Origin of the sequence: Roseovarius sp. THAF27 (assembly GCF_009363655.1) — a bacterium.
GTDB lineage: Bacteria > Pseudomonadota > Alphaproteobacteria > Rhodobacterales > Rhodobacteraceae > Roseovarius.
In genome coordinates, this window is record NZ_CP045393.1 from 806224 (window position 1) to 832182 (window position 25959).

Below are 25959 nucleotides of genomic sequence, written 5' to 3' on the forward strand. Positions count from 1 at the left end.
TGCCTCTGATTATTTTTTCCAAGCTTATCAGATATGCGGGGGCGATGCCGCAACAGATTTCTCGGCGATGACCGGATTTTTGCGCGCAGCGTGCCCCGGGGGCGTGCCGGGCGTTGTGCTTGCCGGAACGCGAGAGCGCGGCCCGTCCCGCGAGAGCGCTGCCAATTCCCTTTGTGCCAATCCGATTCTCCCATAACATCGCGGCAATTGATTTAGATCGCCTTCATTTCGAAAGGATGTGCCATGCGCGCAATTCATTTGGCCCTTGCCGTTGTCCTGTCTTTTCTCGTCCTCTGCCTGGTCCAGGCCAGCCCGGTGGCCGCGCAATCCGGCGGCACGGGGATGGGACGTCTTGCAGGGTTTCTGCCGGCCACGGGGCAGGACGACGGCTGGCGATACACCAACAACGGCGACGGTTTCGAAATCGCGAATACCGGCAATCCGCAGGCGATCACGTATTTCTACGTGGGCCCGGAGCCCGACACCGAAGGGCGGCGGCGGGTCGATGTGGAGCTCGAGGTTCATCCCGACAGCGCAGGCTCTGCCGGAGTGCTTTATGGTCTCAACGAGCGGAGGGACCGCTATCACATGATAACGCTCGACGCGCGAGGCATGGTGCGGGTGTTCCGGCGCGACAGCGACGGGGTCCGGCCCTTGGTCGAGATGTCCAGCGACGCGTTCCGGCAGGGTGCGGCGAACCGGCTGACCGTCGAGGAAGACGGCGACGGAATCACCTATCTGCTCAATGGCACGTCGCTTGGGTCGGTCGGCGGAGACCTCTTTGGCCATGGCAGCGTCGGCATCGCGGCCGAGGGCGATGTACAGGCCCGATTCACCGCGTTCTCGGATGCGGCTGGCGGCACTCAACCGGGCGCTGCGAACCAGACCACGACCGGCGCCGGTGCGGAAACGACGGGGGCGGCAGCCCTGCCCGAAGACGGGCTGGAAATGCGGCGCGTTCAGATCCTCGACAGCAACGGGCCGACGGGGCAGGCGGTATTGGCCTACGAGACGCTTGTGCCCGCCGGCTGGGACACGCAGGGCGGCGTGCAATGGAGCCACTCGGATGGCCAGGGGGGCTGTTTCACGGGCGCCGCGCTGATGTGGGGGGCGGGTACGCAGGACCAGGCCTATGGGCTTGCCTACATGAACCCGCTCAGCTGGGGCGTGTCGTCCTACGGTCCGGTGAGCTACATGTGCCTGGGCCAGGACCTGACCGATGCCGAGATGGCGGCGCGGGCCTATTTCCCGGCGCTCTCGACCCTCATGCAGGTCACGATCCAGAACGTGGACCGCCCGCCGGACCTGAAGCCCCTGGTCGAGCTGATCGAACAGCAGTGGCGCGCCAGCTGGCCGGAGACGGCAAGGGCGTGGGCGGACGGGGTCGTGATCCGGGCGCATGTGCGGACCCAGCAGCGCGAGAACGATGCCTATTTCGTAGTGATCACCAAACATGCCGAGGCGAATTACGATGGCGCGATCTTTCGCGACGGGCGGACGGCGCTCGTGATGGGGGTGTTCACCCCCGTGGGCAAACTGGACGAAGGGCATCCCGGCTTTGTCCCCATCCTGAACAACTTGCGGGTCAATCCGCAGTGGAAGCAGCTGGAACGGCAGTGGTGGGCCACCAGATTGCGCCAGCCGCGCCCGGCCGGGGGGGGCGGTGTGGCCGGGGCCGATACCTCGATCGGGGACATGATGTTCGAAAGCTGGAAACGGCGCGAAGGCATGAAGGATGCGGGCCACGCCAAGTCGATCAACGGCATCTGGGAAGTCCAGCCGTGGCAGACGCCCTCGGGCGGCACCGTGTTGCTGAACCAGAACTACAATTACGCGTGGGAATTGCAGAACGGGGCGATCATCCTGACCAACAACGCCAATTTCAACCCGATGCAGGCGTATAACCAGACCGGGCAGCAGATGCAGCGGAATTGACGCGGCACCGGGCCTCGCGCCGGTCCATGGCGATGCCGCGCAAATCGACGAGGGTGTTGCCTGTCGCGCGCTCGTTCTTGGAAATTTTTTAGGGTCGCGGCGTCTGCTTCCAGCAGGCCGCGATCATTCGGTCTCGAGGCGAAACTTGAGAAACCTTGCGCCGTCGTAGTCGACCTGGCCGACGGGCCTGGCCCCCAGCCGGTCGAGCGCCGCCAGTTTCTTTCGAGACGGCGGCAGCAGGAAGGTCACGAAGGGGATGCGGTGATCGGACCGGGCGAAGGCGAGGGCCTGCGCCGTGATGCGCCGGCCGAGGCCGAAGGCGTCCGGCTTCAGGACCAGTCCGAAATCCCACTCGTCGCCTTCTTTCTGGAAACCGCCCCAGCCGACATAGCGGTCGTTGTGCAGGATCGCCCAGTGCCCGAGGCCGTCACGGGCCCAGCACGCTTCCTTTGCTGCCACGAAGCGCGCCACGGTTGCGGCATCCCATGCGGTGGTCAGAAGGGGCATGTGTTCCGCCATCCGTGGGTCGGACATGTGCGTCTCGATTTCAGTTGGCTCTATGTCTGACAACCGGGCGAATGTGATTTCGCCGTTCAACCTGGTGCCTTTGGTGTCCATTTTAAGGTGATTTTGTCCTGTCAACGCGCGCGGCGTGTGGGTCATCGCCATGTGACAGGCCGCTAACCGGGACGCGCGGCCTTCGAAACCGTCCGAATTGGATCTGACCCTTGCGGGCCGCCTGACTACAGGATCTTCTGTCCGGTTTTTTCCCAGTCCGCGAGGAACGCGTCGAGCCCTTTGTCGGTCAGGGGATGCGACGCCATTTTCTTGATCACGTCCGGCGGGGCGGTCATCACGTCGGCGCCGATCAGGGCCGATTGGGTGGCGTGGTTGACCGTTCGGATCGAGGCGGCGAGGATTTGGGTCTCATACCCGTAATTGTCAAAGATCGTGCGGATGTCGCCAATGAGGTCCATGCCGTCGAGGTTGATGTCATCCAGACGCCCGATGAAGGGCGAGATGAACGTGGCCCCCGCCTTGGCCGCCAGCAGTGCCTGGTTGGCGGAGAAACAAAGCGTGACGTTGACCATGTTGCCCTCGCCCGCGAGCACCTTGCAGGCCTTGAGCCCGTCCCAGGTGAGCGGGACCTTCACGGCGATGTTGTCTGCGATCTCGGCGAGCTTGCGGCCTTCCTCGATCATCTGGTCGGCCTCGACGGCGACGACCTCGGCGGATACGGGGCCTTCGACCAGGCTGCAGATCTCCTTGGTCACTTCGAGGATGTCGCGGCCCGACTTGAGGATCAGCGAGGGGTTGGTGGTGACGCCGTCGACCATGCCCAGGTCGTTCAGTTCCTTGATGGCGTCGACGTCGGCGGTGTCTACGAAGAATTTCATCTCGAAAGGCCCTCTCTTGGCCGCGTTGGGGTTTCCTGTCGGATGCTTTACCTCATAAGGTATGCGCCCGAAACCCCCCGTCCCGGGCATGACCCGGGACCTCGTGACGAAGGTCGCCGTTCTTGACGTATTTCGGTGCAAGTTTTTTCGAAACCGGCCAGCTGGTGGGCGTTCTTACGACGCAACCGTTGGGCCGTGTGCTGGATTACAAGGCGCCGGAGGGCGGCTGTCACCTGGGGGCGTTCGTCGAGGTGCCGCTGGGGCCGCGCAAGGTGCTGGGCGTGGTCTGGGGCGCGGGGGCCGGGGATTATGACCTGTCGAAGATTCGGTCCGTCATCCGGGTGCTGGACGCGGCACCCATGCGCGAGGAGTTGCAGGCCTTCATCGCCAAGGCCGCCGATTACACGCTGACGCCGCTGCCCGCGATGCTGCGGCTGGCGACGCGCGCGCCGGGGCTGGGCGACCCGCCGTCGATGCAGAAGATCTATCGGCTGGGCGAGGGGCGGCCCGATCGCGACACCGAGGCGCGGCGCAAGGTGATCGCCGTGCTGAAGGAATATGGCGGGCTGGGCTTTACCCTGAAGGAAGTGAGCGACATGGCCGGGGTGACGTCCTCGGTCGTGAAGGGGCTGGTGAAGCAAGGGGTTGTCCGTGAGGAAGACACGCCGCGCGATGCGCCGTTTCCACGGCTGGACCCGGCGCGGCCGGGGGCGGAGCTGACCGAGGATCAGGCGGTGGCGGCGGATGCGCTGCGCGCGGGGCTGCGAGAAGGCGTGTTCGGCACGACGCTACTGCGCGGTGTAACCGGGTCGGGCAAGACGGAAGTCTACCTGGAGGCGGTGGCGGAATGCATCGCGCAGGGGCGACAGGCGCTGGTGCTCTTGCCGGAGATCGCGCTGACGTCCGAGTTCCTGACGCGGGTGCAGGCGCGGTTCGGGGTGAAGCCCGCCGAGTGGCATTCGGGCGTCACCATGACCGAGCGGCGGCGCATCTGGAAGATGGTGGGCCAGGGGCAGTGCCAGCTGGTGGTGGGCGCGCGGTCGGCGTTGTTCCTGCCGTTTCGGGACCTGGGGCTGATCGTTGTCGATGAGGAGCACGACACCTCCTACAAGCAGGAGGACGGGGTGCTTTACAATGCGCGCGACATGGCGGTGTTGCGCGGTAGTCTGTGTGCGGCGCAGGTGGTGCTGGCCTCGGCCACGCCGAGCCTGGAGACATGGGCCAACGCGGAGGCCGGAAAGTACCGGCGGCTGGATTTGACGGCGCGGTTCGGACCGGCGGTGATGCCAGAGCTGCGCGCGGTGGATATGCGCGATGAGCGGCTGGCCAGCAACGCGTGGGTTTCACCCACCCTACGGGCCGCCGTCGAGTCGCGGCTGGCGAAGGGCGAGCAGTCGCTCTTGTTCCTCAATCGACGGGGTTATGCGCCGGTGACGATCTGCCGGGCCTGCGGGCACCAGGTGGGGTGCGATCATTGCGACGCGCGGATGGTCGAGCATCGCTTCCTGAAGCGGCTGGTCTGTCACCAGTGCGGCGAGACCAAGCCGATGCCCGAGGCCTGCCCGGCCTGCGGCGTCGAGGGCAAGCTGGCCGCCGTGGGCCCCGGCGTGGAGCGGATGGCGGAAGAGGCGGTGGCGCTTTTCCCCGAGGCGCGGGTGGCGACGCTGTCGTCGGACATGTTCGGATCGGCGCGCGCCTTGAAGGCGCAGATCGAGGAGATCGCGGCGGGGGGCGCGGACATTATCGTAGGCACGCAGCTGGTGGCGAAGGGGCACAACTTTCCCAATCTCACATTGGTCGGCGTGATCGACGCCGATCTGGGGCTTCAGGGGTCGGATTTGCGCGCTGCCGAGCGGACGTTCCAGTTGATGCAGCAGGTGGCGGGCCGCGCGGGGCGGGCCGAGAAGGCCGGGGTGGCGCTGTTGCAGACCTTCCAGCCCGAGCACCCGGTGATCCGGGCCATTCTGACCGGCGACGAGGAAGGCTTCTGGCGCGCCGAGGCCGGCGAGCGGCAACATGCGGGTGTGCCGCCCTTCGGGCGGATGGCGGGGATCATCCTGTCGTCGACGGACATGCAGGAGGCGTTCGATATCGGCAATGCGCTGGCGCGCAACGACGGCCCGATCCGGGCGGTGGGGGCACAGGTGTTCGGCCCGGCTCCGGCGCCGATTGCGCGCGTGCGGGGGCGGCACCGGGTGCGGCTGTTGGTGAAGGCGCCGAAGGGGGTGGCCTTGCAAGGCGCGCTGGCGCAGTGGATCGCGCCGGTCAAGGGGTCGAGCCAGTTCCGGCTGGCGGTGGATATCGACCCGCAGAGTTTCATGTGAGCGTCTCGCGGGAGGTCCCGGGTCAAGCCCGGGACGGGCTTCCTGGGGCCGGGTGATCGCCAGACCGCGGGCTGCCGTCCTGCCGGCCTTTCAGCGCACTTTATCAACGCCAACTCCGGAAGACTTCAAATGGAAGCGCCGACGTCTGCCAATCGCCAGCCCGGGGGGCGGTCTGGCGATCGCGCGGCGGCGCAGCAAGCTGCGCCTTGACTCCGCGCGGCTTGAAATTCATGCGGCCTGCGCGCCCACGCCTCTTTGATCGACCAGGAAATCCGTCACCATCGCACCGATCCACATCGAGAAGAGCGCCAGCCATGCGGTGCCGGCGAAGATCGACGCGCCGGTGACGCCGTTGCCGATGGAGCACCCCCCGGCCAGCATCGCGCCGAAGCCCATCATCACCGCGCCGGTCATCATCCGGCGCATGTTGGCGGCATCCTCGAATCCCTGGAAGCGGAATTCGCGGGCATAGGACGAGGCAAGGAAGCTGCCGAGGAAGACGCCCGGCACCAGGCCGATATCGAAGTTCAGCACCGGGTCCGAGACCAGGAAGAACATCAGCGTATTGGCCGAGGGGCCGCTGAACGTGGCGCTTGTCACCGCGACGGGCTCGAAGCTGACCGAGGCGAGCGCGAAGGTCGAAACCCAGCCCACCGCCACGGCAAAGCCGACGCCGGAGGCGAAGAGCAGGCGGGCGGCGCCGATGCGGTTGCGGCGCGAGACGACGAGGGCGAGAGCGGCGAAGCCGAGGCCGATCAGGAGGCCCCCATAGGAGGGCAGGCCGAGCGTGCTGAGCAGGTCCATGTTGTGGCCGCCCGACGTGGTCCAGAGCGCGGCCAGTCGGGTGCGCAGGCCCGAGAGCATGCCCGACAGGCTCATTTGTGCCGCGACGGCAAAGACCAGGCCGGCGGTGATGGCCCGCAGGTTGCCGGTGGCCGCGAGCACCAGCAAACGGCCCGGACATCCGCGCGCCAGCACCATGCCCGCGCCGAAGACCAGCCCGCCGATCACCGCGCCCGACCAGCTGCCGGGGATGGCCATCATGCGGGCATCGGACGCGCGGAAAAGGCCCAGAAGCTGCGCGCCCTGCACCCAGACCACGCCGGTGGAGAAGGTCAGGAACCAGACCGCGATGCGGTCGCCCATGCGGCCACGGGCGAATTCCACCGCCGCCGCGCGCAGGCAGAAGCGCGAGCGCTGCGCCGCGACGCCGAAGATCACGCCGGTCAGAAGGCCCAGGAGCGCCGCTGCCGGGGCCTCGTCGATCCATTCCACGAGGGCGAGAATGTCCATGACCCGTGCCTCTCCTTCCGCATCGGGTCATGCCACCGGCCCGGATGCGTGGCCTTGATCCAGATCAGGCCGCGTATTTTTGCACAGCCGCCTTGCGCGGGAGGGAATGGTCAAAGCCGGAAGATGGGCGTAAAGCACGTGCATGGCGAGGACATACCCCCTTGAACTGGCGCGCGAGCTGCCGATCTGGAAGCGGCCCGTGGCGCTGCTCTTTCTGATGGCGGCGGCGATGCCGCTGGCCTTTGCGACGTGGTCGGCGCTGCTCAACAATTTCGTCATCGAGGCGGCGGGGTTCGACGGCTCGGATATCGGCTGGTTGCACACGGTGCGGGAAATCCCAGGTTTCCTGGCCATCGGGGTGATCGCCATCATCGTTTTCATGCGCGAGCAGACGCTGGCGTTGGTGTCGCTGATCCTGCTTGGCGTGGCCACGGCGATTACCGCTTGGTTCCCGTCCCTGGGCGGGATCCTGACGATCACCATGTTGAGTTCCATCGGGTTTCACTATTTCGAGACGGTGAACCAGTCGTTGCAGCTGCAATGGCTGAAGAAGGAGCGCGCGCCGCAGATGCTGGGCTGGCTGCTGGCCGCCGGGTCGGGCACGACGCTGGTGGCCTACGTGCTGATCGTGATGACGTGGGAGACGTTGGATCTGAGTTACAACACCGTCTACATGATCGCGGGCGGGGCGACGGTGCTGATCGCGCTGTACTGTATCGTCGCGTTCCCGCAATTCGAGGCGCCCAATCCGCAGATCAAGAAGATGGTGCTGCGCCGGCGCTATTGGCTCTATTACGCGCTGCAATTCATGGCCGGTGCGCGGCGGCAGATCTTCATCGTCTTCGCCGGTTTCATGATGGTCGAGAAGTTCGGCTTCGAGGTGCACGAGGTCACCGCGCTCTACCTGATCAACCTGGTGGCCAACATGGTGTTCGCGCCGCTGATGGGCCGGGCGGTGCATGTGTTCGGGGAGCGGGCGACGCTGTTGTTCGAATACGCGGGGCTGGCGATCGTGTTCCTGCTTTACGGGGGCCTGTATTTCTTCGGCTGGGGCGTGGTGCTGGCGGCGACGCTTTACGTGGTGGACCACCTGCTGTTCGCGCTGGCGCTGGCGCTGAAGACCTATTTCCAGAAGATTGCCGATCCGGGCGATATCGCGCCCACCGCCGCCGTGGCCTTCACGATCAACCATATCGCCGCCGTGTTCCTGCCGGCCGCGCTGGGGTATCTGTGGCTGGTGTCGCCGGTGGCGGTGTTCGTGATGGCCGCCGCGATGGCGGGCGTGTCATTTATCCTTGCGATGCTTATTCCCCGTCACCCAGAACCGGGGTATGAGACGATCCTGACCGCCCGGGCGCCCGCCCCGGCGGAGTGATCTTATCGCCAAGGGAGGCTCTATGCCCACATTCACCGCTTTGACGACCCTGCCCGGCAAATCCGAGGCCGAAGCCCTGGGCGAGGCGCTGGAACGGCTGACACCCGAACCCACGGGCGTGGGCGTGTTCGAGCTGGAGGACGGCTCGGGCCTGTGGGAAGTGGGCGGCTATTTCGAGGCGGAACCGGATGCGGCGGGGCTGGCGCTGCTGGCGTCGCTGCACGGGGCGAAGGATTTCACCGTCTCGGAACTGCCCGAGACGGACTGGGTCGCCAAGGTGAAGCGGGAACTGACACCGGTGGTGGCGGGGCGGTTCTTTGTCCATGGCAGCCATGACGCCGACAAGGTGCCCGAGGATGCGCTGCCGCTGTTGATCGAGGCGTCGATGGCGTTCGGCACCGGGCATCACGGCACGACGCTGGGTTGCCTGAAGGCGCTGGACCGGCTGAACGCCGAGCAGGGCGCGCAAGACAGTGTGCTGGATCTGGGCTGCGGCACGGCGGTGCTGGCCATGGCGGCGGCGCGGGTCTGGCCCGAGGCGACGATCCTGGCCAGCGACATCGACGCCGTGGCGGTCGAGGTGGCAGAGGTCAACGTGGCGGCCAACGACCTGATGGGCCGGGTGCGTTGCCTGGAGGCCGAAGGGCTGGACCATCCGGGAATCGCCGGGGCCGCGCCGTTCGACCTGGTGTTCGCCAATATCCTCAAAGCCCCCCTGATCGCGCTGGCGCCGGGGATCACCGATGCGCTGAAGCCGGGGGGCAGGGTGATTCTGTCCGGTATTTTAAACGAGCAGGCCGACGAGGTTGCGGCGGTCTATACCCAGGCTGGAAACAGTGTCGTGTCACGGGACCAGATTGGTGAGTGGACGACGATAATGACCCGTAAAAGTGTCTGAAAAGGCTTGGAAAAACAGTCATATTAAGGCAGGTGCCCCACTTTTGCCACATTTCAAACCTAGTTTGATCATCAAGGGCCGGGGATGAGATACAGTAGGACGCTGCCATGACCAACGCCACCAACACCTACCAGGGCTTCGACGCCCGACTGAAGAAAATCGACCGTAACCGCACCCGCCTTGCCAACGGCTATTCGGCCAAGGTGACCCGCGACGGCCTGATCGTTTTCCGCCCCAAGCGCCGGGCGCAGGGGTTTTCGGTTCGCGGTCTGGCGTTCCTGGTTCTGGGCGTGTTCCTGTTCAAGGGGATGATCCTCGCGCATCTCGGCGGCACGATCTATGACCAGCGGGTCGATGCGCTGAAATCCGGCACGGTGGTGGAACAGGCCGGTGCCTTCGTGATGCAGAAAGACACTGTTTCCGCAACCATCGCGCAATACCTGCGCCCCTTCGTGAAGTAACGATCAACGACGTCTGGCCTCTCAGCCCTCCAAAGACGCCTCTCTCGATACGAAAAGCCCTGCACGTTGGTCCGCGTGCAGGGCTTTTTGCTGTCCGGCGCAGGGAGAGGACGCCGGGCGGGCGGAATCCGCAATTAGCGGATCGCGCGTTCGATGTCGCCGCGCGACAGGCCGATATCGTCCAGTTCGCGGTCGCTCAGGCGGCTGAGCGCGTTGCGGGTGACGCGGGCGTCGTTCCAAGCGGAAACGGTGGCGAGAATGCGCGCGAAGATGGAGCCGAAATGGGCGCCGTGGTGCACGCTGCGGGTGTTGTCGATTGCAGCCATTGTCATGGTCCTTCGTATAAGTCGGTACGTTTGTTCTTCTGAAGCTGCAGGTAGGGGGTTGCGCTGATTTGGACAACACGCATTTTCCGCATAGTCACTATGCAGGCGCTGCATGGGTGAATTTACTTTAACGTCATGTTAATGCTGTATTTTTGATGCTCACATATTGTGCGCATGATCCCGGAAAGGCTGTGACATGCATACCGCGCAGGACTGGCCCGATCGCCCGGGGGCGTGGAAGGGCTTGGCGTATGTTCCCCTTTCGTGCTAGTGGCTTGGAAAACAATCAAGGGCGGGCAGTGCAGATGCGGGTCATCGGGATCGATCCGGGCCTACGCAACCTCGGGTGGGGCGTGATCGACATGGAGGGCAGCCGCCTGAGCCATGTGGCCAACGGGGTTTGCCACGGGGACGGGGGCACGCTGGCCGAACGGCTGTTGTCGCTGCACGGCCAACTTACGGATATCGTTGGGAAATACGCGCCCGGCGCGGCGGCGGTGGAACAGACCTTTGTCAACAAGGATGGGGCCGGCACGCTGAAGCTGGGTCAGGCGCGGGGCATTGCCCTGCTGGTGCCGGCGCAGTTCGGGCTGGCGGTGGGCGAATATGCCCCCAACACGGTCAAGAAGACGGTGGTGGGCGTGGGTCATGCCGGCAAGGAGCAGGTGGCGCATATGGTGAGGGTGCAGCTGCCGGGGGTCGAACTGGCCGGGGCGGACGCCGCCGACGCGCTGGCGATTGCCATCTGCCATGCGCATCACGGGGGCGCGAGAGCGCTGAAAGAGAAGGTGCGCGCATGATCGGGCGGATCGCGGGACGCATCGACTATCGCGCCGCCGATCACGTGCTGATCGACGTGAAGGGCGTTGGTTACCTTGTCTATTGCTCGGACCGGACGTTGGCGGCGCTGCCGGGGGCGGGCGAGCATGTGGCGCTTTATACCGATCTGCTGGTGCGCGAGGACCTGTTGCAGCTCTATGGCTTCACCTCGCTGGTCGAGAAGGAATGGCACCGCCTGCTGATGAGCGTGCAAGGGATCGGGGCGAAGGCGTCGCTGGCGATCCTGGGCACGCTGGGGCCGGATGGCGTGGGACGCGCGATTGCGCTGGGCGACGTGAACGCGGTGAAGGCGGCCAAGGGGATCGGCCCCAAGACGGCGCAGCGCGTGGTGATCGAGCTGAAGGACAAGGCGCCGGAGGTGATGGCGATGGGCGCGAGCGCGCCGATGCCTGCGCCGGAGGGGCCCGCCGACGACGAGGTGATCGAGACACCGGTTGCGAAGGCGCCGCCCCCGAAGGCCCCGAGTGGCGCGGCACAGGCCGAGGCACTGTCGGCGCTGACCAACCTCGGCTACGGCCCCGGCGAGGCGGCGGGCGCGGTGGCGCAGGTGGCGGGCGAGATGCCCGACGCGGCGACGGCGGACCTCATCCGCGCCGCGCTGAAGCTGCTGGCGCCGAAGGGATGAAGCGCGGGCGGATGATCGGGCCTTGCGGCCTGCCGCGTGGACGTGGGACGATTGACGCATGACCGAGCCTGACCCGACCTTGCGCCCCGAGGCGCTGCCCGAGGATGTGGACCGCGCGCTCAGGCCGCAGGCGCTGGCGGATTTCATCGGGCAGGCGGAGGCACGCGCCAACCTGAAGGTGTTCATCCAGTCGGCCCGGCAGCGGGGCGAGGCGATGGATCATACGCTGTTTCACGGCCCCCCCGGCCTGGGCAAGACGACGCTGGCGCAGATCATGGCGCGCGAGCTTGGCGTGGGGTTTCGCATGACCTCCGGCCCGGTGCTGGCCAAGGCGGGCGACCTGGCGGCGATTCTGACCAACCTCGAGGCCAATGACGTTCTCTTTATCGACGAGATCCACCGGCTGAATCCGGCTGTGGAAGAGGTGCTGTATCCGGCGATGGAGGATTTCGAGCTGGACCTGGTGATCGGCGAAGGCCCGGCGGCGCGGACGGTGCGGATCGAGCTGCAGCCCTTCACGCTGGTGGGGGCGACGACGCGGCTGGGCCTGCTGACGACGCCCTTGCGGGATCGGTTCGGGATCCCCACGCGGTTGCAATTCTATACCGAGGACGAGTTGCACGAGATCGTGACGCGCAACGCGCAGAAGCTGGGCGTTCCGGCAGAGGCGCAGGGCGCGCGGGAGATCGCGCGGCGGGCGCGGGGCACGCCACGGGTGGCGGGGCGGCTCTTGCGGCGCGTGGTGGATTTCGCCGTGGTCGAGGGCGACGGGCGGATTACGCAAGGCCTGGCGGACAGCGCGCTGACCCGGCTGGGCGTGGATGGTTTGGGCCTTGACGGGGCCGACCGGCGGTATTTGCGGCTCATTGCCGAGGCCTACCAGGGCGGGCCGGTGGGGATCGAGACGCTGAGCGCGGCACTGAGCGAGAGCCGAGACGCGCTGGAAGAGGTGATCGAGCCGTTCCTGCTGCAGCAGGGGCTTATCCAGCGCACCCCGCGGGGGCGGATGCTGGCGCAACGCGCCTGGGCGCATCTGGGGATGGCGGCGCCGAGGGCGGCGGGGTCGGGCGATTTGTTCGGCAAGTAGCGCCAGAAGAGTTTCGTGCCTTCGGCGGGGATATTTGTCGCCAGAGGAAGGGGGCTTTGACTTGCATGGGGCGGCGGCTTTGGTAGGGAGACGGCATGGCTGATCTGATCTCTCCCGAAGGTGTCGAGGCGCTGTTTACCCGCGCCGATGGCTCTTACCTTTTTGCCCGTTGGGGGCGGCCCATCGTGCCGGTGGTGTTCGGGACGGATGACAAGACGCTGGAGATCGTCAAGGGCGCGGTGGAGGCCGTGGTGATGATGGCGGGCCACCAGATGGCCGAGACCGATCCGGAACTGGGCGTGAACCTGATGTTCTTCTTCTTCCGGGAGTGGGATGAGCTGCTGGAGGTGCCGGACATGGACCGGATGATCCCCGACCTTGGCCCCCTGGTGGCGCGGCTGAAGGCGGCGGACGCCAACCAGTACCGGATCTTCCGCTTTGACGAGGCCGGCGCGATCAAGGCCAGCTTTGTTTTCCTGCGGATGGACGATCAAATGTCCCAAGTGCCCGCCGACACGCTGGCGCTGGCGCAAGTGGCGCAGACGATCCTGCTTTGGTCCGACCTGGCCTTTACCGACCGCTCGGTCCTGGCGCAGGCGGGCGAGGGGCAGGTGATCCTGCGGCCCGATATCGGCGCGGTGATCCGGGCGGGGTACGATCCGGTCATGCCCGCCGTGGCGCAGGACGCCAGCCACGCGCTGCGCCTGAGTGCGCGGCTGGGGCAGATGTAGCGGTTGCGGGCCTTTGTCGGTGTTCCGCTGGAGGACGCGGCCATCGAGGCGCTCTTGCCGGTGCAGGAGGCGCTGCGTCAGGGGCGGCTGGTGGACGAGGAGAACCTGCACCTGACGCTGGCCTTCCTCGACGACCAGCCGGAGGACGTGCTGGCGGAACTGGACGCGGCGCTGGGCGAGATCCGCGTGCCGCGCTGGGACATGGAGTTTACCGGGGTGGAGGCCAAGGGCGGCCGGCGGCCGGCGCTGGTCTGGGCCGATGTGGCGAAGGCGCAGCCGCTGCGGCAATTGCATGACAAGGTGCGCGGCGCGGCCCGGCTGGCGGGGATCGACCTGCCGCGCGAGCGGTTTCGCCCGCATGTCACGCTGGCCCGGTTTGGCCGCTCGCGTCCGGTGGACATGGGCCGGTTGACCGCGTTCCTTGGCACGTATGGCGGATTTCGCGCGGGGCCGTTCCCGGTGGAGCGGTTCTGCCTTTATGCCTCTACCCTGACGCCCGAGGGGCCGGTCTATGACGTGCTGGCGGAGTATCCGCTCTAGCGGCCCCCTCTTCCTCTGGCCGAAAATATCCCGGGGAACGGTGAACCGCAGGTTCGCCGTGGGGCGGAGCCCCTCTTTTGCGTTGCCGTCGCCACCCGCGCGCCGTAGAAGGCGGGCATGGCCCATTCCTTTCCCATCCGCGTTTATTACGAAGATACCGACATGGCCGGGATCGTCTATTATGCCAATTACCTCAGGTACATAGAGCGGGCGCGCAGCGACTGGGTGCGGGGGCTGGGGATCGACCAGAACGCGATGCGGCGCGACGATGGCGTGGTCTTTGCCGTGCGGCGGGTCGAGGCCGACTATCACCACCCGGCGAAATTCGATGACGAACTGGAAGTGCGCACGAGCGTCGTCACGGTCACCGGCGCGCGGCTGGTCATGGAGCAGAAGGTTCTGCGCGGCGAGGAACTGGTCTTTTCGGCGCAGGTGACCATCGTCTGCATCAACGACACCGGCCATCCGGCGCGTCTACCGGCGAATATCCGCCTGATGCTGCACTGATCACCCGCAATTGACCGCGCGGATACGGTTGATGTTGGCTTTCCCCTTGGAAATCGTCTAGTTTCGCGCTCAATACGGCCAGTCAACAAGGCCCGGCAAAGCAAAGAGCAGGCAGATGGAAGCAGAAACCCTGGCAATGGCACAGGAGATGGATTTCTCGCTGTGGGCGCTATTCGCACGCGCAACGCTGATCGTGAAACTGGTGATGCTGATGCTGATCGTGGCGTCCTTCTGGGCGTGGTCGATCATCATCCAGAAGACGATCACCTATCGCAAGGCCCGCGCCGAGGCCGAGGCGTTCGACCGCCGCTTCTGGTCGGGCGAGCCGCTGGATGAGCTTTTCGACGAGATCGGGCCCGATCCGGCGGGGCAGTCCGAGCGGGTCTTTGCCGCGGGGATGAGCGAGTGGCGCAGGTCGCATCGCACCGACGGCGCACTGATCGCGGGCGCCACGGCACGGATCGACCGCAGCATGGACGTGGCGATCGTGAAGGAAAGCGAGAAGCTGCAGAGCGGGCTGACTATTTTGGCCTCGATCGGGTCGGTGTCGCCCTTCGTGGGCCTGTTCGGCACGGTCTGGGGCATCATGAATGCCTTCATCGAGATCGCCGAACAGCAGAACACCAACCTGGCCGTCGTCGCGCCGGGGATCGCCGAGGCGCTTCTGGCCACGGGCCTGGGCCTGCTGGCGGCCATCCCGGCGGTGGTGTTCTACAACAAGCTGAGCGCGGATGCGGACCGGATCGTGGCCAGCTACGAGGCGTTTGCCGACGAGTTCGCGACCATCCTGAGCCGGCAATTGGACAGCTGACATGGGTGCTGGCGTCGTCCAAAAATCAGGTGACACGGGCCGCAGGCGCAGAGGTCGCGGGCGCAGCCGTCCGATGGCGGAAATCAACGTCACGCCCTTCGTGGACGTGATGCTGGTGCTGCTGATCATCTTCATGGTGGCGGCGCCCCTGATGACCGTGGGCGTGCCGGTGCAGCTTCCCGAGACCGCGGCCAATGCCCTGCCGGGCGAGGAAGAAGAGCCGCTGACCGTGACTCTGACCGCCGAAGGCGTGGTGATGATCCAGACCACCGAGGTGCAGCGCGGCGAGTTGGTGAACCGGCTGCGCGCCATCGCCACGGAACGCGACAGCACGCGGGTGTTCCTGCGCGCGGACGGGGCGGTGCCCTATTCGGACGTGATGCAGGTGATGGGCGCGCTCAATCGCGGCGGGTTCGCCAATATCGGGCTGGTGACCGATACCGGCGGGCCGACGCTTGACGAGCAGGGCGGCTGAGATGCGGCTGGACACCGGGCAGATCATTTCCGGTGTGGCTCATACGGGCCTGATCGTCGTTGCCATTTTCGGCGGGGCGTTCCAGTCCGAGCCGTTGCCGTTCGAGATCACCGAGGTGACGGCCATCTCGGAAGAGGAATACGCGGCGATGGTCGCCGAGCCGTCGCCGGATGCGGTGGCCAATGTCGATACGCCCGAGCCGCCCGAGGAGGGACAGGCCCCCGAGCTGTCGTCCGAGGCCGACGCCGCGCCCGAGCAGGACCAGCCCGAGGTGACGGAAACCGCCGAGCCGGACCCGGTGCCCGAGGCCGTCGAGCCCGAGCCGATCCCCGTGCCCGAGGCCGAGATCGCCGACGCTCCGCAGGAGCCGACGCCGCCGCAGGAAGACACCGCCGTGCTGGCGCCCGAGCAGTCCGAACGCCCGCAGCCCCGGCCCGCGCCACGCGTAGCACCCGAGGCGGTGGAGCAACCGGAACCGGATGTCGAAATCGCCGACGTCGACCAGCAGGCGCCCGAGCCTGCCGAGCAGGCCGAGGAGCCCGAGCCGGAGCAGGAGGAAACCGCGCGGCAGGAGGCCACAACCGAGATCGTGACCGAAGCCGAGGAGGTGGCATCCGCCGCGCCGACACGCTCGGTGCGCCCGCGCACGCGGCCCGAGCAGCCGACCCCGGCGGCCCAGCCGGACCCGGATCCCGAGCCGCGCGACGAACCGGCGCAGCAGGCCGACCCGGAACCGGCGGCGGAGCCCGAGACGCAAGAGGCCACCAGCCCCGACAGTTCGGCGGTGAACGACGCGTTGGCCGAGGCGCTGGGCAGCGACCCTGAACCGCAGGGCACGCCGCAAGGCCCGCCGCTGACGGCAGGCGAAAAGGACGGGTTGCGCGTGGCGGTGCAGCAGTGCTGGAACGTCGGCTCGCTGAGTTCCGAGGCGCTGGCCACCACGGTGACGGTGGCGGTGTCGATGTCGGAGGATGGCCGTCCGATCACCAACTCGATCCGCATGATCGGTAGCGAGGGTGGCAGCAACTCCTCTGCGCAGCAGGCCTTCGAGGCGGCGCGGCGGGCGATCATTCGGTGTGGAGCGAGCGGGTACGATCTGCCTGTCGAGAAATTCGCCACGTGGCGTGACATCGAAATGACATTCAACCCGGAGAACATGCGGATCAGATGAGACACGGGGCGATCACAGCTGTCATCATGCTGGCGGGGCTTGCGGCCCCGCTTTCGGCATGGGCTGCAGAGGACGGTTCGGTGCGGCCAAAACTGCCGGGCGAGGTGGCCCCGGTCCCGGAAGTTGCCCAGGCCGAGGCGGCGGCCCGTGATAGTCGTGCCTGGATCGGCGATATGCGACAGCAAGTGCAGGCCTGCTGGAACCAGCCCAAGGGCGGCGCTGTTGTCACCGTAGCGTTCGAGATGAACCGGGACGGCACGGTGGTGGACGACAGCCTGCGCTCAATTCCCCGTGAGATGGCCGACATGGACTCTTTCATGGCGGCACGGCGTGCCATTCTGAGATGCAGCCGGACGGGATTTGACTTGCCAGCGGATCAATATGATGTGTGGCGCAACATCGAGATGACATTCGACCCGGTGGTCGAAGGGGAGCAGTGATATGAGAGTAATTCTGGCCCTTGTGGCGATCCTTGCAGGCCTTGCGGCGCCGGTGATGGCGCAGGACGAGCGCAGCGGACCGCTGAGGATCGAGATCACCGAGGGTGTGATCGAGCCATTGCCCTTTGCCGTGCCGAATTTCGTGGCCGAGAGCGCACAGGCGCAGGAGATGGCCGCCAATATCACGCGGGTCATCGCCGCCGACCTGACCGGCACGGGCCTGTTTCGCGAGATCCCGCAGGACGCGCATATCGCGCGAGTCACGGCGTTTTCCAGCCCGGTTCAATTCGCCGACTGGAAGGCGATCAACGCGCAGGCGCTGATCGTGGGCGGCGTCAGCGTGGACGACAGCGGCAAGGTCGTCGTGAAGTTCCGGCTCTATGACGTGTTCGCGGGGCAGCAGATGGGCGATGGCCTGCAATTCGTGGGCACCACCGATGGCTGGCGGCGCATCGCGCACAAGGTCTCGGACCAGGTTTACGCGCAGCTGACCGGCGAGGACCCGTATTTCGACAGCCGCGTCGTCTTCGTGTCGGAAACCGGCCCCAAGGACGCGCGGCAGAAGCGGCTGGCGATCATGGATTACGATGGCGCCAACGTGACCTACCTGACCGACAGCGCCTCGATCGTGCTGGCGCCGCGGTTTTCGCCGGGCGGGGACCGGGTGCTGTATACCAGCTATGAGAGCGGCTTTCCCAAGATCTACGTGCTGGACGTGGCGACGGCGGGGCGCAACGTGCTGAACGCCGCCGATGGCGAGATGAGTTTCGCGCCGCGCTTTGCGCCCAACGGGCAGACCATCGTCTACAGCCTGACCACGGGCGGCAATACCGACCTTTATCAGCTGAACATCGGCAGCGGGCAGACCTCGCGCCTGACCACGACGCCGTCGATCGAGACCGCGCCCAGCTTCAGCCCCGACGGTAGCAAGATCGTGTTCGAATCCGACCGCTCGGGCACGCCGCAGCTCTACGTGATGCCTGCGGGCGGCGGCGAGGCGACGCGGATCAGTTTTGGCCAGGGCCGCTATGGCACGCCGGTGTGGTCGCCGCGCGGCGACCTGATCGCCTTTACCAAGCAATCCAAAGGCCGGTTCCATATCGGCGTGATGCGCACCGACGGCAGCGAGGAACGCCTGCTGACCGCGTCCTTCCTGGACGAGGGGCCGACATGGGCGCCCAATGGCCGGGTGATCATGTTTGCTCGCGAAACCCAAGGCGCGCAGGGCACGTCGAGCCTGTGGTCGGTGGACATCACCGGGCGCAACCTCAAGCAGGTGCGCACCGACACCGGCGCCTCGGATCCGTCCTGGGGGCCGTTGCAGAACTGAGGCCGCAAAAGGGACATGCATCCGCCGCGGGCCTATGATATTAACCATTGCAAGAGCAACAAGACATCGAGTGGGGCACTGAAATGAGACATCTGAGCAAGGCATTGATCGTGGTGGCGGGACTGGCGGTAAGCGCGTGCAGCAACCCCGACCGGTTCGGCGACCAATATGCCGACGGCACGGGCGCCGGCGGCGTCGGGGCCGGCGCTGTGGCCGGAACCGCGCAGGATCCGCAATCGCCGCTTTACTTCCAGCAGACGATCGGCGACCGGGTGCTGTTCGCGGTGGACCAGTCCACCCTGTCGCCCACGGCGACGGCGACGCTGGACGGGCAGGCGCAATGGCTGGCCACCAACGTGGAATACAACGCCATCATCGAAGGCCACGCCGACGAGCAGGGCACGCGGCAATACAACATCGCGCTGGGCGCACGCCGCGCCAACGCGGTGCAGGAATACCTGATCTCGAGGGGCGTCAGCCCGGCGCGGCTGAAGGTCATCAGCTATGGCAAGGAACGCCCGCTGGAGATTTGCAGCGAGGAATCGTGCTATGCCAAGAACCGCCGCGCCGTGACGGTGATCTCGGCCGTGCCGGCAAGCTGATAGGACGAAAGGCGGGGTGAACATGCGTCGTGTGATACTGGGCCTTGTGGTGGCCGCGTTCGGGATGGGGCCGGTTTCGGCCTCGGCGCAGGCCAATACCGAAACCCTGGCGGATATCCGGCAGGAGCTGTCGGTGCTCTATGTCGAGTTGCAGAAGCTGAAGCGCGAACTGAACACCACCGGGGCCGCGGGCACCGCGACGGTGGGCGGCAGCGTGCTGGACCGGGTGAACACGATCGAATCCGAGTTGCAGCGGTTGACGTCGAAGACGGAAGAGCTGGAGTTCCGCATCGACAGCGTGGTGACCGACGGCACCAACCGGGTGGGCGACCTGGAGTTCCGGATCTGCGAGCTGGAGCCCTCCTGTGATATCGGCAGCATCGAGCCCGGCGACACGCTGGGCGGGGTGGAACCGTCGACGGGCGGCAACGCGGGCGGCACGGGCGGCACGGGCACCGCCCCGGCCACCGGCACGACCGGCGGCGCGACCACCGAAGGCTCCACGGGCAGCACCACCGGCAGCACCACGGGCACCGATACCGGCGTGCAGATGGCTGCCGCGGAGCAGGCCGATTTCGACGCCGCCATGGCGGCCTTCGAGTCCGGTGAATACACCGCCGCGGCCACGCAGTTCGAGCGTTTCACCACCAACTATCCCGGCAGCCCGATGGAAGCGCAGGCCGGGCTGAAGCGGGGCGAGGCGCTGGAGAAGGCCAATGACATGACCGGAGCGGCGCGCGCCTATCTGGATACGTTCAGCACCGCGCCCGATGGCCCGCAGGCGCCGCAGGCGCTGTTCCTGCTGGGCCGGTCGCTGGGCCAGCTTGGGCAGACCAACGAGGCCTGCCTGACATTGGGGGAGGTGGCGCAGCGCTTTCCGCAGTCGCCTGCGGTCGGACAGGCGACGCAGGCGATGCAGAACCTTGGGTGTTCGTGAACCGACCCAACGCGCATATTCTGGATCAGTTCGTGGCGACATTCGGCAATGCCCGGCCCCATCGGCTGGGCATTGCCGTGTCCGGGGGCAGCGATTCTCTGGCGCTTCTGGTGCTGGCGCGGCACTGGGCCGCGCAGGGCGGGCCGGAGCTCTATGCGGTGACGGTGGATCATGGCCTGCGCGACGGCTCGGCTGACGAGGCGGCGGGGGTCGCCGCCCTGTGCGCGCGGCTTGGCGTGGCGCACCGGACCCTGGAATGGCGCGGCTGGGGCGGGGCGGGCAACCTGTCCGACGCCGCGCGGCGCGCCCGTTACGGGCTGATCGCCGACTGGGCCGAGGCCGAGGGCATCACCGACGTGGTGCTGGGCCATACCCTGAACGACGTGGCCGAGACCTTTGTCATGCGCCTGTCGCGCGAGGCCGGTGTCGACGGGCTGGCCACGATGACGCCGGGCTGGCGGCAGGGCGCGGTCGAGTTTCGCCGGCCGCTGTTGCAGGTGTCCCGGGCCGAGTTGCGGACATTGGTCACGGCAGAGGGGCTGGACTGGATCGACGACCCGACGAATACCGATGACGCGTTCGAGCGGGCGCGGGTGCGCAAGGCGCTGGGCGTGTTGGAGGGACTGGGGATAACCGCGCGCGGTCTGGGCACCGTGGCGCGCCACATGTCCGAGGTGCGCCAGGCGCTGTACTGGTACGTGTTCGTGGAGGCGCGCAGGTATGTCACGTTCGACCGGGGCGACGTCGTGATCGAGCGCAAGGGGTTTCGCACCCTGCCGCGCGACATCTGCCGCCGCATGGTGCAGGAGATCCTGCGCTGGATCAGCGGCGCGGAATACGGCCCGCGCGGCAAGGCCGTGGACCTGATGCTGGAGGCGATCCGCGGCGGCAACGGCATGACGCTGCACGGCGTGATGATGAGCGTGGGTGCCGATCACCTGCGCTTCACCCGCGAGCCGCAGGCGGTGGCGCAGCTGCGCGCGGCGCCCGGCGCGGCGTGGGACGGACGCTGGCGGCTGGACGGGCCGTGGCCCGACGGGGCCGAGGTGGCCGCGCTGGGCGAGGCGGGGCTGGCGCAGTGCGAGGATCGGGTGCGGCCCGGCTTGCCGCGGGCGTCGCTTATGGCCAGCCCGGCGGTCTGGCGGGGCGGGCATTTGGTCGCGGCACCGCTGGCGGGGGTCGCAGAAGGCTGGTCCGCCACGCTCTTGCGGGATGAAGACATGTTCTTTGCCGGCATTCTTGCGCATTGAACAACACGTAACGATCTCTATTTATAACACTCGGGTCCTGTGGTAGGCCAGACCCCTAAAGACGTGAGGAGAAAGCCCTTGGGCAACGCGAGAAACTTCGCCTTCTGGTTGGTCCTGTTCCTGTTGATCATGGCGCTGTTCAGCCTGTTCAACGGATCCGGCAACACCCTGCAGAGCAAGGCCATCCCCTATTCCGAGTTCGTCGAGGCGGTCGAGGACGGTGAAGTGTCCGAGGTGACGCTGGACGGCGAGAACGTGCGATTCCGGGGCGAGGACGGCAACAATTACTCGACCATCAAGCCCGAGGATGCCGAGGTGACGTCCCTCCTGTTGGAGCAGGATATCCCGATCAAGGCGGAATCGCAGGAGCAATCCGGGTTCCAGACCTTCCTGATCTCGCTTCTGCCCTTCGTGCTGCTGATCGGTGTGTGGATCTATTTCATGAACCGGATGCAGGGCGGCGGCAAGGGCGGCGCGATGGGCTTTGGCAAGTCGAAGGCCAAGATGCTGACCGAAAAGCATGGCCGCGTGACGTTCGACGACGTGGCGGGCATCGACGAGGCCAAGGAAGAGCTGGAGGAAATCGTCGAGTTCCTGCGCAATCCGCAGAAATTCAGCCGTCTGGGCGGCAAGATCCCGAAAGGCGCGCTGCTGGTGGGCCCTCCAGGCACGGGCAAGACGCTCCTGGCGCGCGCCATCGCGGGCGAGGCCGGCGTGCCGTTCTTCACAATCTCCGGCTCGGACTTCGTGGAAATGTTCGTGGGTGTCGGCGCGTCCCGCGTGCGCGACATGTTCGAACAGGCCAAGAAGAACGCGCCCTGCATCGTCTTCATCGACGAAATCGACGCCGTGGGCCGCCACCGTGGTGCCGGCTATGGCGGCGGCAATGACGAGCGCGAACAGACCCTCAACCAGCTTCTGGTCGAGATGGACGGGTTCGAGGCCAACGAGGGCGTGATCATCGTTGCGGCGACCAACCGCAAGGACGTGCTGGACCCCGCGCTGTTGCGTCCGGGCCGGTTCGACCGCCAGGTGACCGTACCCAACCCCGACATCAAGGGCCGCGAAAAGATCCTGGGCGTCCATGCCCGCAAGACCCCGCTTGGCCCCGACGTGGACCTGCGCATCATCGCGCGCGGTACGCCCGGATTTTCGGGTGCGGACTTGGCCAACCTGGTGAACGAGGCGGCGTTGATGGCGGCGCGCGTGGGCCGGCGGTTTGTGTCGATGGTCGATTTCGAACAGGCCAAGGACAAGGTCATGATGGGTGCCGAGCGGCGATCCATGGTCCTGACGCCCGAGCAGAAGGAAAAGACCGCCTATCACGAGGCCGGTCACGCCATCGTGGGCCTTGCCCTTCCGCAATGCGACCCGGTCTACAAGGCCACGATCATCCCGCGCGGCGGTGCCTTGGGCATGGTCGTCAGCCTGCCCGAGATCGACCGGCTGAACTGGCACAAGTCGGAATGCGAGGAAAAGCTTGCCATGACGATGGCCGGCAAGGCCGCCGAGATCATCAAGTACGGCCCCGACGCGGTGTCGAACGGCCCGGCGGGCGACATCCAGCAGGCGTCGTCGCTGGCGCGCGCCATGGTGCTGCGCTGGGGCATGTCCGACAAGGTGGGCAATGTCGATTACGAACAGGCACATGAAGGCTACATGGGCAATAGCGCCGGTGGCTTCTCGATCTCGGCCCATACCAAGGAACTGATCGAGGACGAGGTGAAGCGCCTGATCGACGAAGCCTACCAGCGCGCCTATGACATCCTGACCGAAAAGCAGGACGAATGGGAGCGGCTGGCGCAGGGCCTGCTGGAATACGAGACCCTGACCGGCGAAGAGATCGAGCGCGTGATCAACGGCGATCCGCCCGAGGCCGATGACGACCAGGGCGGCACGCCGCAGAAGGACGACAAGCCGTCCCTGACCGCGATCCCGAAGACCAAGCCCAAGTCGACGCCGCCCGAGGGCGGACTGGAGCCGGAACCGACAGCGTGACGACGACGACACACGTGAAGACCGACTGGAACCCGGGCGCCTACGCCCGGTTTCACGACCTTCGGCTGCGTCCGGGCCTTGATCTGGTGAACACGATCAGCAGCATGGGCGCGGGCGACATCTATGACCTCGGCTGCGGCAACGGCGCGCTGGGCGAGGCGCTTCGGGCGCGGGCCGGAAACCGCAAGGTGATCGGCGTGGATGCCAGCCCGGCGATGCTGGAAAAGGCCCGCGGCTGCAAGGCGTATGACAGTTTCAGCCAGGCCGATATTTCCGACTGGACGCCCGCGCGCGTGCCGGGGCTGATTTTTTCCAACGCCGCGCTGCACTGGGTGGGGCATCACGAACAGTTGCTGCCGAAACTGGTGCGGATGCTCAGCAAGGGCGGCACGCTGGCGGTGCAGATGCCGCATCAGAACAAAGCGCCGTCGCACCGTGTCTGGCTGAGCCTGGTCGAGGAAATGTTCCCCGGCCGGGTCGAGAAGATGGGCACGCCCGGCGTCATGGCCCCGGTGAAATACGACGAGCTTCTGGCCGGCATGGGCCAGTTCCGCATGTGGGAAACCGAGTATTACCAGCGCCTGATGGCCGAGCCGGGCAGCCACCCGGTGCGCCGTTTCACCGAGAGCACCTATGCGCGCCCGGTACTGGAAGCGCTGGACGACGACGAGAAGGCGGCGCTGATCAAGCGCTATGAAGAGGCGATGCACGCGGCCTACCCGGTGCGCAAGGACGGCTCGGTCCTGTTCCCGTTCCGAAGGATTTTCTTTACCCTGTCGGTCTGAGCGCGGGCGTTTTCTTGAAAAGAAAACGGGACGGAATTTTTTCAAAATTCCGGCGCGCGCGCTTCACCGTCACGCACTGTTTCGGGCGGCGTAAAAGACCATGGCCTCGTCCAGCAGGCGAAACCCGGTGTCGAACGCGGTGAGCGTCATGTCGTGGACGGACCCGGGCCGTCCGGTGGGCAGCTCCGCCGTGACGCTGTCGGCCAGAGCCAGCTGCGTCGCGCCGTTGTGGAACATCTTGATGCGCTCCATGACCACATCGCCGTTGGGTGGGGCGTCCAGCACCTCGTCCATCAGGTCCAGCACGTCGTCGGAAATACAGAGCGTCCGGTACATCAGGCCCACCGCGTCGCGTTCGGCCCTGTGAAGGTCCCGGAAGCCGGGCGCGTTGCGCCAGACGCAAGGGATCTGCGCGCCGAGCGCGCGCACCCTTTGCACCGCGTAAGGCAGCAGGAACAGCTGCGTGTCGTTGTCGGTGAACCGGCCCGAGATCAGGGCCTCGCGCCCAGTTGTGTAAGCGTTTTCAAGCGTCAGGCCGCGGTTGAACCTTGCCAGCATCGCGGCAGGGGATTCCCCCGGCAGCGCGCGGGGCGGGGGCATTGACCGGGCCCACGCCCAGCCGTCGCGCAGGCCGCGCATATGGGCGGCCATGCCGAGCCTGTCGGCCTTGAGCGCGCTGTCGAATTCTTCCTGCGTCCCGTTGGCGGCAAGCGTGGCCATCAGCAGGATATGCCGGTGCTCGGGGCCGAGCGCGTCAAGATCCTGCGCCCCGGCCTTCTCGCGCAAGTCCTCGAAAAGCTCAAAGACCTGCACGGCCATCCAGTCGGTTTCGCTGACGCCGGGGTTATGCCTGCGGTGTGTGGCGGAGGTCAGGACCTTGCCGTGCTTGACCAGCGCGATGGCCCGGATCTCGGCATGAAACGCCTTGACCGACTGCCAGGCCTCGGGCGAGAGCGGCCTGGGGTGTTTGCGAAAGAAAGCGAAGGCCATGAACGTCCCTTTTCATGCGTGTTCAGGGCGAAGATGACCGGGGACCTTGACCTGTGTTGGGCGATAAGGTGACATGCCCGGACAATGATGAGATTTTCCCCGGGAAAGACCCGAAGTCACCGTGGAGCGCGGTGACCGAGACGTGCGAAGGAACCCGCCGATGCCTGCCTTGATCCCCACCGATCACTATGCCGAAATCACTTGGATCGGGTGCGTCGCGGACCAGAAGAGCGGCATCCGCTCGGCCGCGCTGGACCAGGTGGAGCTGACATGGGACGGGGTGCCCGGAGAGTTCCACGGCGGACGGACGCGCCCCGCCTGCGTGCGGTTAAAGGACCAGCACGCAAGAGGCACCGAGATTGCCAATGTGCGTCAATTGTCCATCGTGTCGGCCGAGGAAATGGCGGCGATTGCCGAGGACATCGGGATCGACGCGCTGCGCCCCGAGTGGCTGGGCGCGTCGCTTGTGCTGAAAGGCATCGACGATTTCAGCCGCCTGCCGCCCGCGTCGCGCTTGCAGACCGAGAGCGGCACGGCGCTGATCGTGGACATGGAGAACCGTCCCTGCATCTGGCCCGCCAAGGAACTGGAGAAGGATCACCCGGGCCTTGGTAAACGCTTCAAGCCCGCTGCCGCGCACCGGCGCGGTGTCACCGCCTGGGTGGAACGGCCCGGCCCACTGCGGCTGGGCGACCGGATCCGCCTGCACGTGCCGGACCAGCGGCCCTGGCTGCACCTGGAGGGATGCCTGAGCGGCAAGGCCTTCTGAACGTCGGCTGTTTCCGATGTGAAACGCGGGCGCGACAGGCTGCCGCATCAGCCCCCGGAAAT

General features: G+C 66.4%; 27 protein-coding genes. 22 read left to right on the forward strand and 5 right to left on the reverse strand.

The annotated features are described in order from the left end of the window. Positions 1-243: 243 nt before the first annotated feature. Complete coding sequence (locus FIU89_RS04125) at positions 244-1935, forward strand: hypothetical protein (protein WP_152491417.1); 1692 nt, start codon at positions 244-246, stop codon at positions 1933-1935. 123 nt (positions 1936-2058) lie between these two features. Here the strand turns inward: FIU89_RS04125 and FIU89_RS04130 are convergent, their stop codons facing one another. Together FIU89_RS04130 and fsa are read right to left on the reverse strand one after the other, a co-directional pair. Then, positions 2059-2469 (reverse strand): hypothetical protein, encoded by a 411-nt coding sequence (locus FIU89_RS04130; protein ID WP_254701787.1) that lies wholly within the window; start codon positions 2467-2469, stop codon positions 2059-2061. A 209-nt stretch (positions 2470-2678) separates the two neighbouring features. Next, positions 2679-3332: a fructose-6-phosphate aldolase gene (gene fsa, locus FIU89_RS04135; protein WP_152491419.1), complete on the reverse strand. Its 654-nt coding sequence runs from the start codon at positions 3330-3332 to the stop codon at positions 2679-2681. 122 nt (positions 3333-3454) lie between these two features. Between fsa and FIU89_RS04140 the strand changes: the two genes are divergently transcribed. Beyond that, the gene (locus tag FIU89_RS04140; protein WP_152491420.1) at positions 3455-5656 is read left to right on the forward strand and encodes a primosomal protein N'; all 2202 of its coding nucleotides are present in this window, start codon (positions 3455-3457) and stop codon (positions 5654-5656) included. Between the two features lie 228 nt (positions 5657-5884). Here FIU89_RS04140 and FIU89_RS04145 read toward each other — a convergent pair whose 3' ends face one another. Then, positions 5885-6949 (reverse strand): YeeE/YedE family protein, encoded by a 1065-nt coding sequence (locus tag FIU89_RS04145; protein WP_152491421.1) that lies wholly within the window; start codon positions 6947-6949, stop codon positions 5885-5887. 142 nt (positions 6950-7091) lie between these two features. Here FIU89_RS04145 and FIU89_RS04150 point away from each other — a divergent pair, with 142 nt between their 5' ends. From FIU89_RS04150 to FIU89_RS04160, 3 genes are all read left to right on the forward strand, one after another. Continuing rightward, a complete protein-coding gene (locus tag FIU89_RS04150; RefSeq protein ID WP_152491422.1) occupies positions 7092-8324 on the forward strand; it encodes an MFS transporter in 1233 nt (410 codons plus the stop codon). A 22-nt stretch (positions 8325-8346) separates the two neighbouring features. Continuing rightward, entirely contained in the window at positions 8347-9222 is an 876-nt protein-coding gene (locus FIU89_RS04155) for a 50S ribosomal protein L11 methyltransferase (protein WP_152491423.1), read from the forward strand. Positions 9223-9329: 107 nt separating this feature from the next. Further along, entirely contained in the window at positions 9330-9683 is a 354-nt protein-coding gene (locus tag FIU89_RS04160; protein ID WP_152491424.1) for a hypothetical protein, read from the forward strand. Between the two features lie 134 nt (positions 9684-9817). Here FIU89_RS04160 and FIU89_RS04165 read toward each other — a convergent pair whose 3' ends face one another. Further along, positions 9818-10009, reverse strand: coding sequence for a DUF1127 domain-containing protein (locus FIU89_RS04165; RefSeq protein ID WP_152491425.1), 192 nt, complete (start codon positions 10007-10009; stop codon positions 9818-9820). Between the two features lie 305 nt (positions 10010-10314). Here FIU89_RS04165 and ruvC point away from each other — a divergent pair, with 305 nt between their 5' ends. The 16 genes from ruvC (at position 10315) to FIU89_RS04245 (ending at position 24138) form a co-directional block, all read left to right on the forward strand. Next, positions 10315-10809, forward strand: a complete 495-nt coding sequence (gene ruvC / locus FIU89_RS04170; RefSeq protein ID WP_152494395.1) for a crossover junction endodeoxyribonuclease RuvC — start codon at positions 10315-10317, stop codon at positions 10807-10809. Continuing rightward, complete coding sequence (gene ruvA, locus FIU89_RS04175; RefSeq protein WP_152491426.1) at positions 10806-11474, forward strand: Holliday junction branch migration protein RuvA; 669 nt, start codon at positions 10806-10808, stop codon at positions 11472-11474. Before ruvC ends, ruvA begins: the two co-directional genes overlap by 4 nt. Before the next feature lie 58 nt (positions 11475-11532). Next, positions 11533-12561, forward strand: a complete 1029-nt coding sequence (ruvB, locus tag FIU89_RS04180) for a Holliday junction branch migration DNA helicase RuvB (protein WP_152491427.1) — start codon at positions 11533-11535, stop codon at positions 12559-12561. A 95-nt stretch (positions 12562-12656) separates the two neighbouring features. Next, positions 12657-13292 carry a hypothetical protein gene (locus tag FIU89_RS04185; RefSeq protein ID WP_152491428.1) on the forward strand — a complete coding sequence of 212 codons (636 nt, stop codon included), beginning with the start codon at positions 12657-12659 and terminating at the stop codon, positions 13290-13292. Positions 13293-13295: 3 nt separating this feature from the next. After that, the gene (gene thpR / locus FIU89_RS04190) at positions 13296-13832 is read left to right on the forward strand and encodes an RNA 2',3'-cyclic phosphodiesterase (protein WP_152491429.1); all 537 of its coding nucleotides are present in this window, start codon (positions 13296-13298) and stop codon (positions 13830-13832) included. Positions 13833-13949: 117 nt separating this feature from the next. Further along, complete coding sequence (ybgC, locus tag FIU89_RS04195; RefSeq protein WP_152491430.1) at positions 13950-14339, forward strand: tol-pal system-associated acyl-CoA thioesterase; 390 nt, start codon at positions 13950-13952, stop codon at positions 14337-14339. A gap of 115 nt (positions 14340-14454) precedes the next feature. Next, the gene (gene tolQ, locus FIU89_RS04200) at positions 14455-15150 is read left to right on the forward strand and encodes a protein TolQ (RefSeq protein WP_057791871.1); all 696 of its coding nucleotides are present in this window, start codon (positions 14455-14457) and stop codon (positions 15148-15150) included. 1 nt (position 15151) lies between these two features. Then, on the forward strand, positions 15152-15625 hold the full coding sequence (gene tolR, locus FIU89_RS04205; protein WP_057791869.1) for a protein TolR: 474 nt from the start codon (positions 15152-15154) through the stop codon (positions 15623-15625). A gap of 1 nt (position 15626) precedes the next feature. Further along, positions 15627-16796 (forward strand): energy transducer TonB, encoded by a 1170-nt coding sequence (locus FIU89_RS04210; RefSeq protein WP_368373281.1) that lies wholly within the window; start codon positions 15627-15629, stop codon positions 16794-16796. Continuing rightward, the gene (locus tag FIU89_RS04215) at positions 16793-17236 is read left to right on the forward strand and encodes a cell envelope integrity protein TolA (protein ID WP_172978022.1); all 444 of its coding nucleotides are present in this window, start codon (positions 16793-16795) and stop codon (positions 17234-17236) included. The genes FIU89_RS04210 and FIU89_RS04215 overlap by 4 nt, the downstream gene beginning before the upstream one ends. 1 nt (position 17237) lies before the next feature. Then, the gene (gene tolB, locus FIU89_RS04220; RefSeq protein ID WP_152491432.1) at positions 17238-18566 is read left to right on the forward strand and encodes a Tol-Pal system beta propeller repeat protein TolB; all 1329 of its coding nucleotides are present in this window, start codon (positions 17238-17240) and stop codon (positions 18564-18566) included. Between the two features lie 83 nt (positions 18567-18649). Further along, a complete protein-coding gene (gene pal, locus FIU89_RS04225; protein WP_152491433.1) occupies positions 18650-19168 on the forward strand; it encodes a peptidoglycan-associated lipoprotein Pal in 519 nt (172 codons plus the stop codon). Between the two features lie 22 nt (positions 19169-19190). Beyond that, positions 19191-20105 (forward strand): tol-pal system protein YbgF, encoded by a 915-nt coding sequence (gene ybgF, locus FIU89_RS04230; RefSeq protein ID WP_152491434.1) that lies wholly within the window; start codon positions 19191-19193, stop codon positions 20103-20105. Continuing rightward, on the forward strand, positions 20102-21355 hold the full coding sequence (gene tilS / locus FIU89_RS04235; RefSeq protein ID WP_254701788.1) for a tRNA lysidine(34) synthetase TilS: 1254 nt from the start codon (positions 20102-20104) through the stop codon (positions 21353-21355). The genes ybgF and tilS overlap by 4 nt, the downstream gene beginning before the upstream one ends. Before the next feature lie 78 nt (positions 21356-21433). After that, entirely contained in the window at positions 21434-23353 is a 1920-nt protein-coding gene (ftsH, locus tag FIU89_RS04240; RefSeq protein ID WP_152491435.1) for an ATP-dependent zinc metalloprotease FtsH, read from the forward strand. A 104-nt stretch (positions 23354-23457) separates the two neighbouring features. Next, positions 23458-24138: a methyltransferase domain-containing protein gene (locus FIU89_RS04245; RefSeq protein ID WP_254701856.1), complete on the forward strand. Its 681-nt coding sequence runs from the start codon at positions 23458-23460 to the stop codon at positions 24136-24138. A gap of 69 nt (positions 24139-24207) precedes the next feature. Here FIU89_RS04245 and FIU89_RS04250 read toward each other — a convergent pair whose 3' ends face one another. Then, complete coding sequence (locus tag FIU89_RS04250; RefSeq protein WP_152491436.1) at positions 24208-25128, reverse strand: hypothetical protein; 921 nt, start codon at positions 25126-25128, stop codon at positions 24208-24210. A gap of 160 nt (positions 25129-25288) precedes the next feature. Between FIU89_RS04250 and FIU89_RS04255 the strand changes: the two genes are divergently transcribed. After that, positions 25289-25897: an MOSC domain-containing protein gene (locus tag FIU89_RS04255; RefSeq protein ID WP_152491437.1), complete on the forward strand. Its 609-nt coding sequence runs from the start codon at positions 25289-25291 to the stop codon at positions 25895-25897. The last annotated feature ends 62 nt before the right edge of the window (positions 25898-25959 follow it).

What these genes read in the sequence shown, in the direction of transcription:
- FIU89_RS04125 (WP_152491417.1), top strand. Translation starts at nt 244, where the DNA reads ATGCGCGCAATTCATTTGGCCCTTGCCGTTGTCCTGTCTTTTCTCGTC.
- FIU89_RS04130 (WP_254701787.1), bottom strand. Translation starts at nt 2,469, where the DNA reads ATGTCCGACCCACGGATGGCGGAACACATGCCCCTTCTGACCACCGCA.
- fsa (WP_152491419.1), bottom strand. Translation starts at nt 3,332, where the DNA reads ATGAAATTCTTCGTAGACACCGCCGACGTCGACGCCATCAAGGAACTG.
- FIU89_RS04145 (WP_152491421.1), bottom strand. Translation starts at nt 6,949, where the DNA reads ATGGACATTCTCGCCCTCGTGGAATGGATCGACGAGGCCCCGGCAGCG.
- FIU89_RS04150 (WP_152491422.1), top strand. Translation starts at nt 7,092, where the DNA reads ATGGCGAGGACATACCCCCTTGAACTGGCGCGCGAGCTGCCGATCTGG.
- FIU89_RS04155 (WP_152491423.1), top strand. Translation starts at nt 8,347, where the DNA reads ATGCCCACATTCACCGCTTTGACGACCCTGCCCGGCAAATCCGAGGCC.
- FIU89_RS04160 (WP_152491424.1), top strand. Translation starts at nt 9,330, where the DNA reads ATGACCAACGCCACCAACACCTACCAGGGCTTCGACGCCCGACTGAAG.
- FIU89_RS04165 (WP_152491425.1), bottom strand. Translation starts at nt 10,009, where the DNA reads ATGGCTGCAATCGACAACACCCGCAGCGTGCACCACGGCGCCCATTTC.
- ruvC (WP_152494395.1), top strand. Translation starts at nt 10,315, where the DNA reads ATGCGGGTCATCGGGATCGATCCGGGCCTACGCAACCTCGGGTGGGGC.
- ruvA (WP_152491426.1), top strand. Translation starts at nt 10,806, where the DNA reads ATGATCGGGCGGATCGCGGGACGCATCGACTATCGCGCCGCCGATCAC.
- ruvB (WP_152491427.1), top strand. Translation starts at nt 11,533, where the DNA reads ATGACCGAGCCTGACCCGACCTTGCGCCCCGAGGCGCTGCCCGAGGAT.
- FIU89_RS04185 (WP_152491428.1), top strand. Translation starts at nt 12,657, where the DNA reads ATGGCTGATCTGATCTCTCCCGAAGGTGTCGAGGCGCTGTTTACCCGC.
- ybgC (WP_152491430.1), top strand. Translation starts at nt 13,950, where the DNA reads ATGGCCCATTCCTTTCCCATCCGCGTTTATTACGAAGATACCGACATG.
- tolQ (WP_057791871.1), top strand. Translation starts at nt 14,455, where the DNA reads ATGGAAGCAGAAACCCTGGCAATGGCACAGGAGATGGATTTCTCGCTG.
- tolR (WP_057791869.1), top strand. Translation starts at nt 15,152, where the DNA reads ATGGGTGCTGGCGTCGTCCAAAAATCAGGTGACACGGGCCGCAGGCGC.
- FIU89_RS04210 (WP_368373281.1), top strand. Translation starts at nt 15,627, where the DNA reads ATGCGGCTGGACACCGGGCAGATCATTTCCGGTGTGGCTCATACGGGC.
- FIU89_RS04215 (WP_172978022.1), top strand. Translation starts at nt 16,793, where the DNA reads ATGAGACACGGGGCGATCACAGCTGTCATCATGCTGGCGGGGCTTGCG.
- tolB (WP_152491432.1), top strand. Translation starts at nt 17,238, where the DNA reads ATGAGAGTAATTCTGGCCCTTGTGGCGATCCTTGCAGGCCTTGCGGCG.
- pal (WP_152491433.1), top strand. Translation starts at nt 18,650, where the DNA reads ATGAGACATCTGAGCAAGGCATTGATCGTGGTGGCGGGACTGGCGGTA.
- ybgF (WP_152491434.1), top strand. Translation starts at nt 19,191, where the DNA reads ATGCGTCGTGTGATACTGGGCCTTGTGGTGGCCGCGTTCGGGATGGGG.
- FIU89_RS04245 (WP_254701856.1), top strand. Translation starts at nt 23,458, where the DNA reads ATGGGCGCGGGCGACATCTATGACCTCGGCTGCGGCAACGGCGCGCTG.
- FIU89_RS04250 (WP_152491436.1), bottom strand. Translation starts at nt 25,128, where the DNA reads ATGGCCTTCGCTTTCTTTCGCAAACACCCCAGGCCGCTCTCGCCCGAG.
- FIU89_RS04255 (WP_152491437.1), top strand. Translation starts at nt 25,289, where the DNA reads ATGCCTGCCTTGATCCCCACCGATCACTATGCCGAAATCACTTGGATC.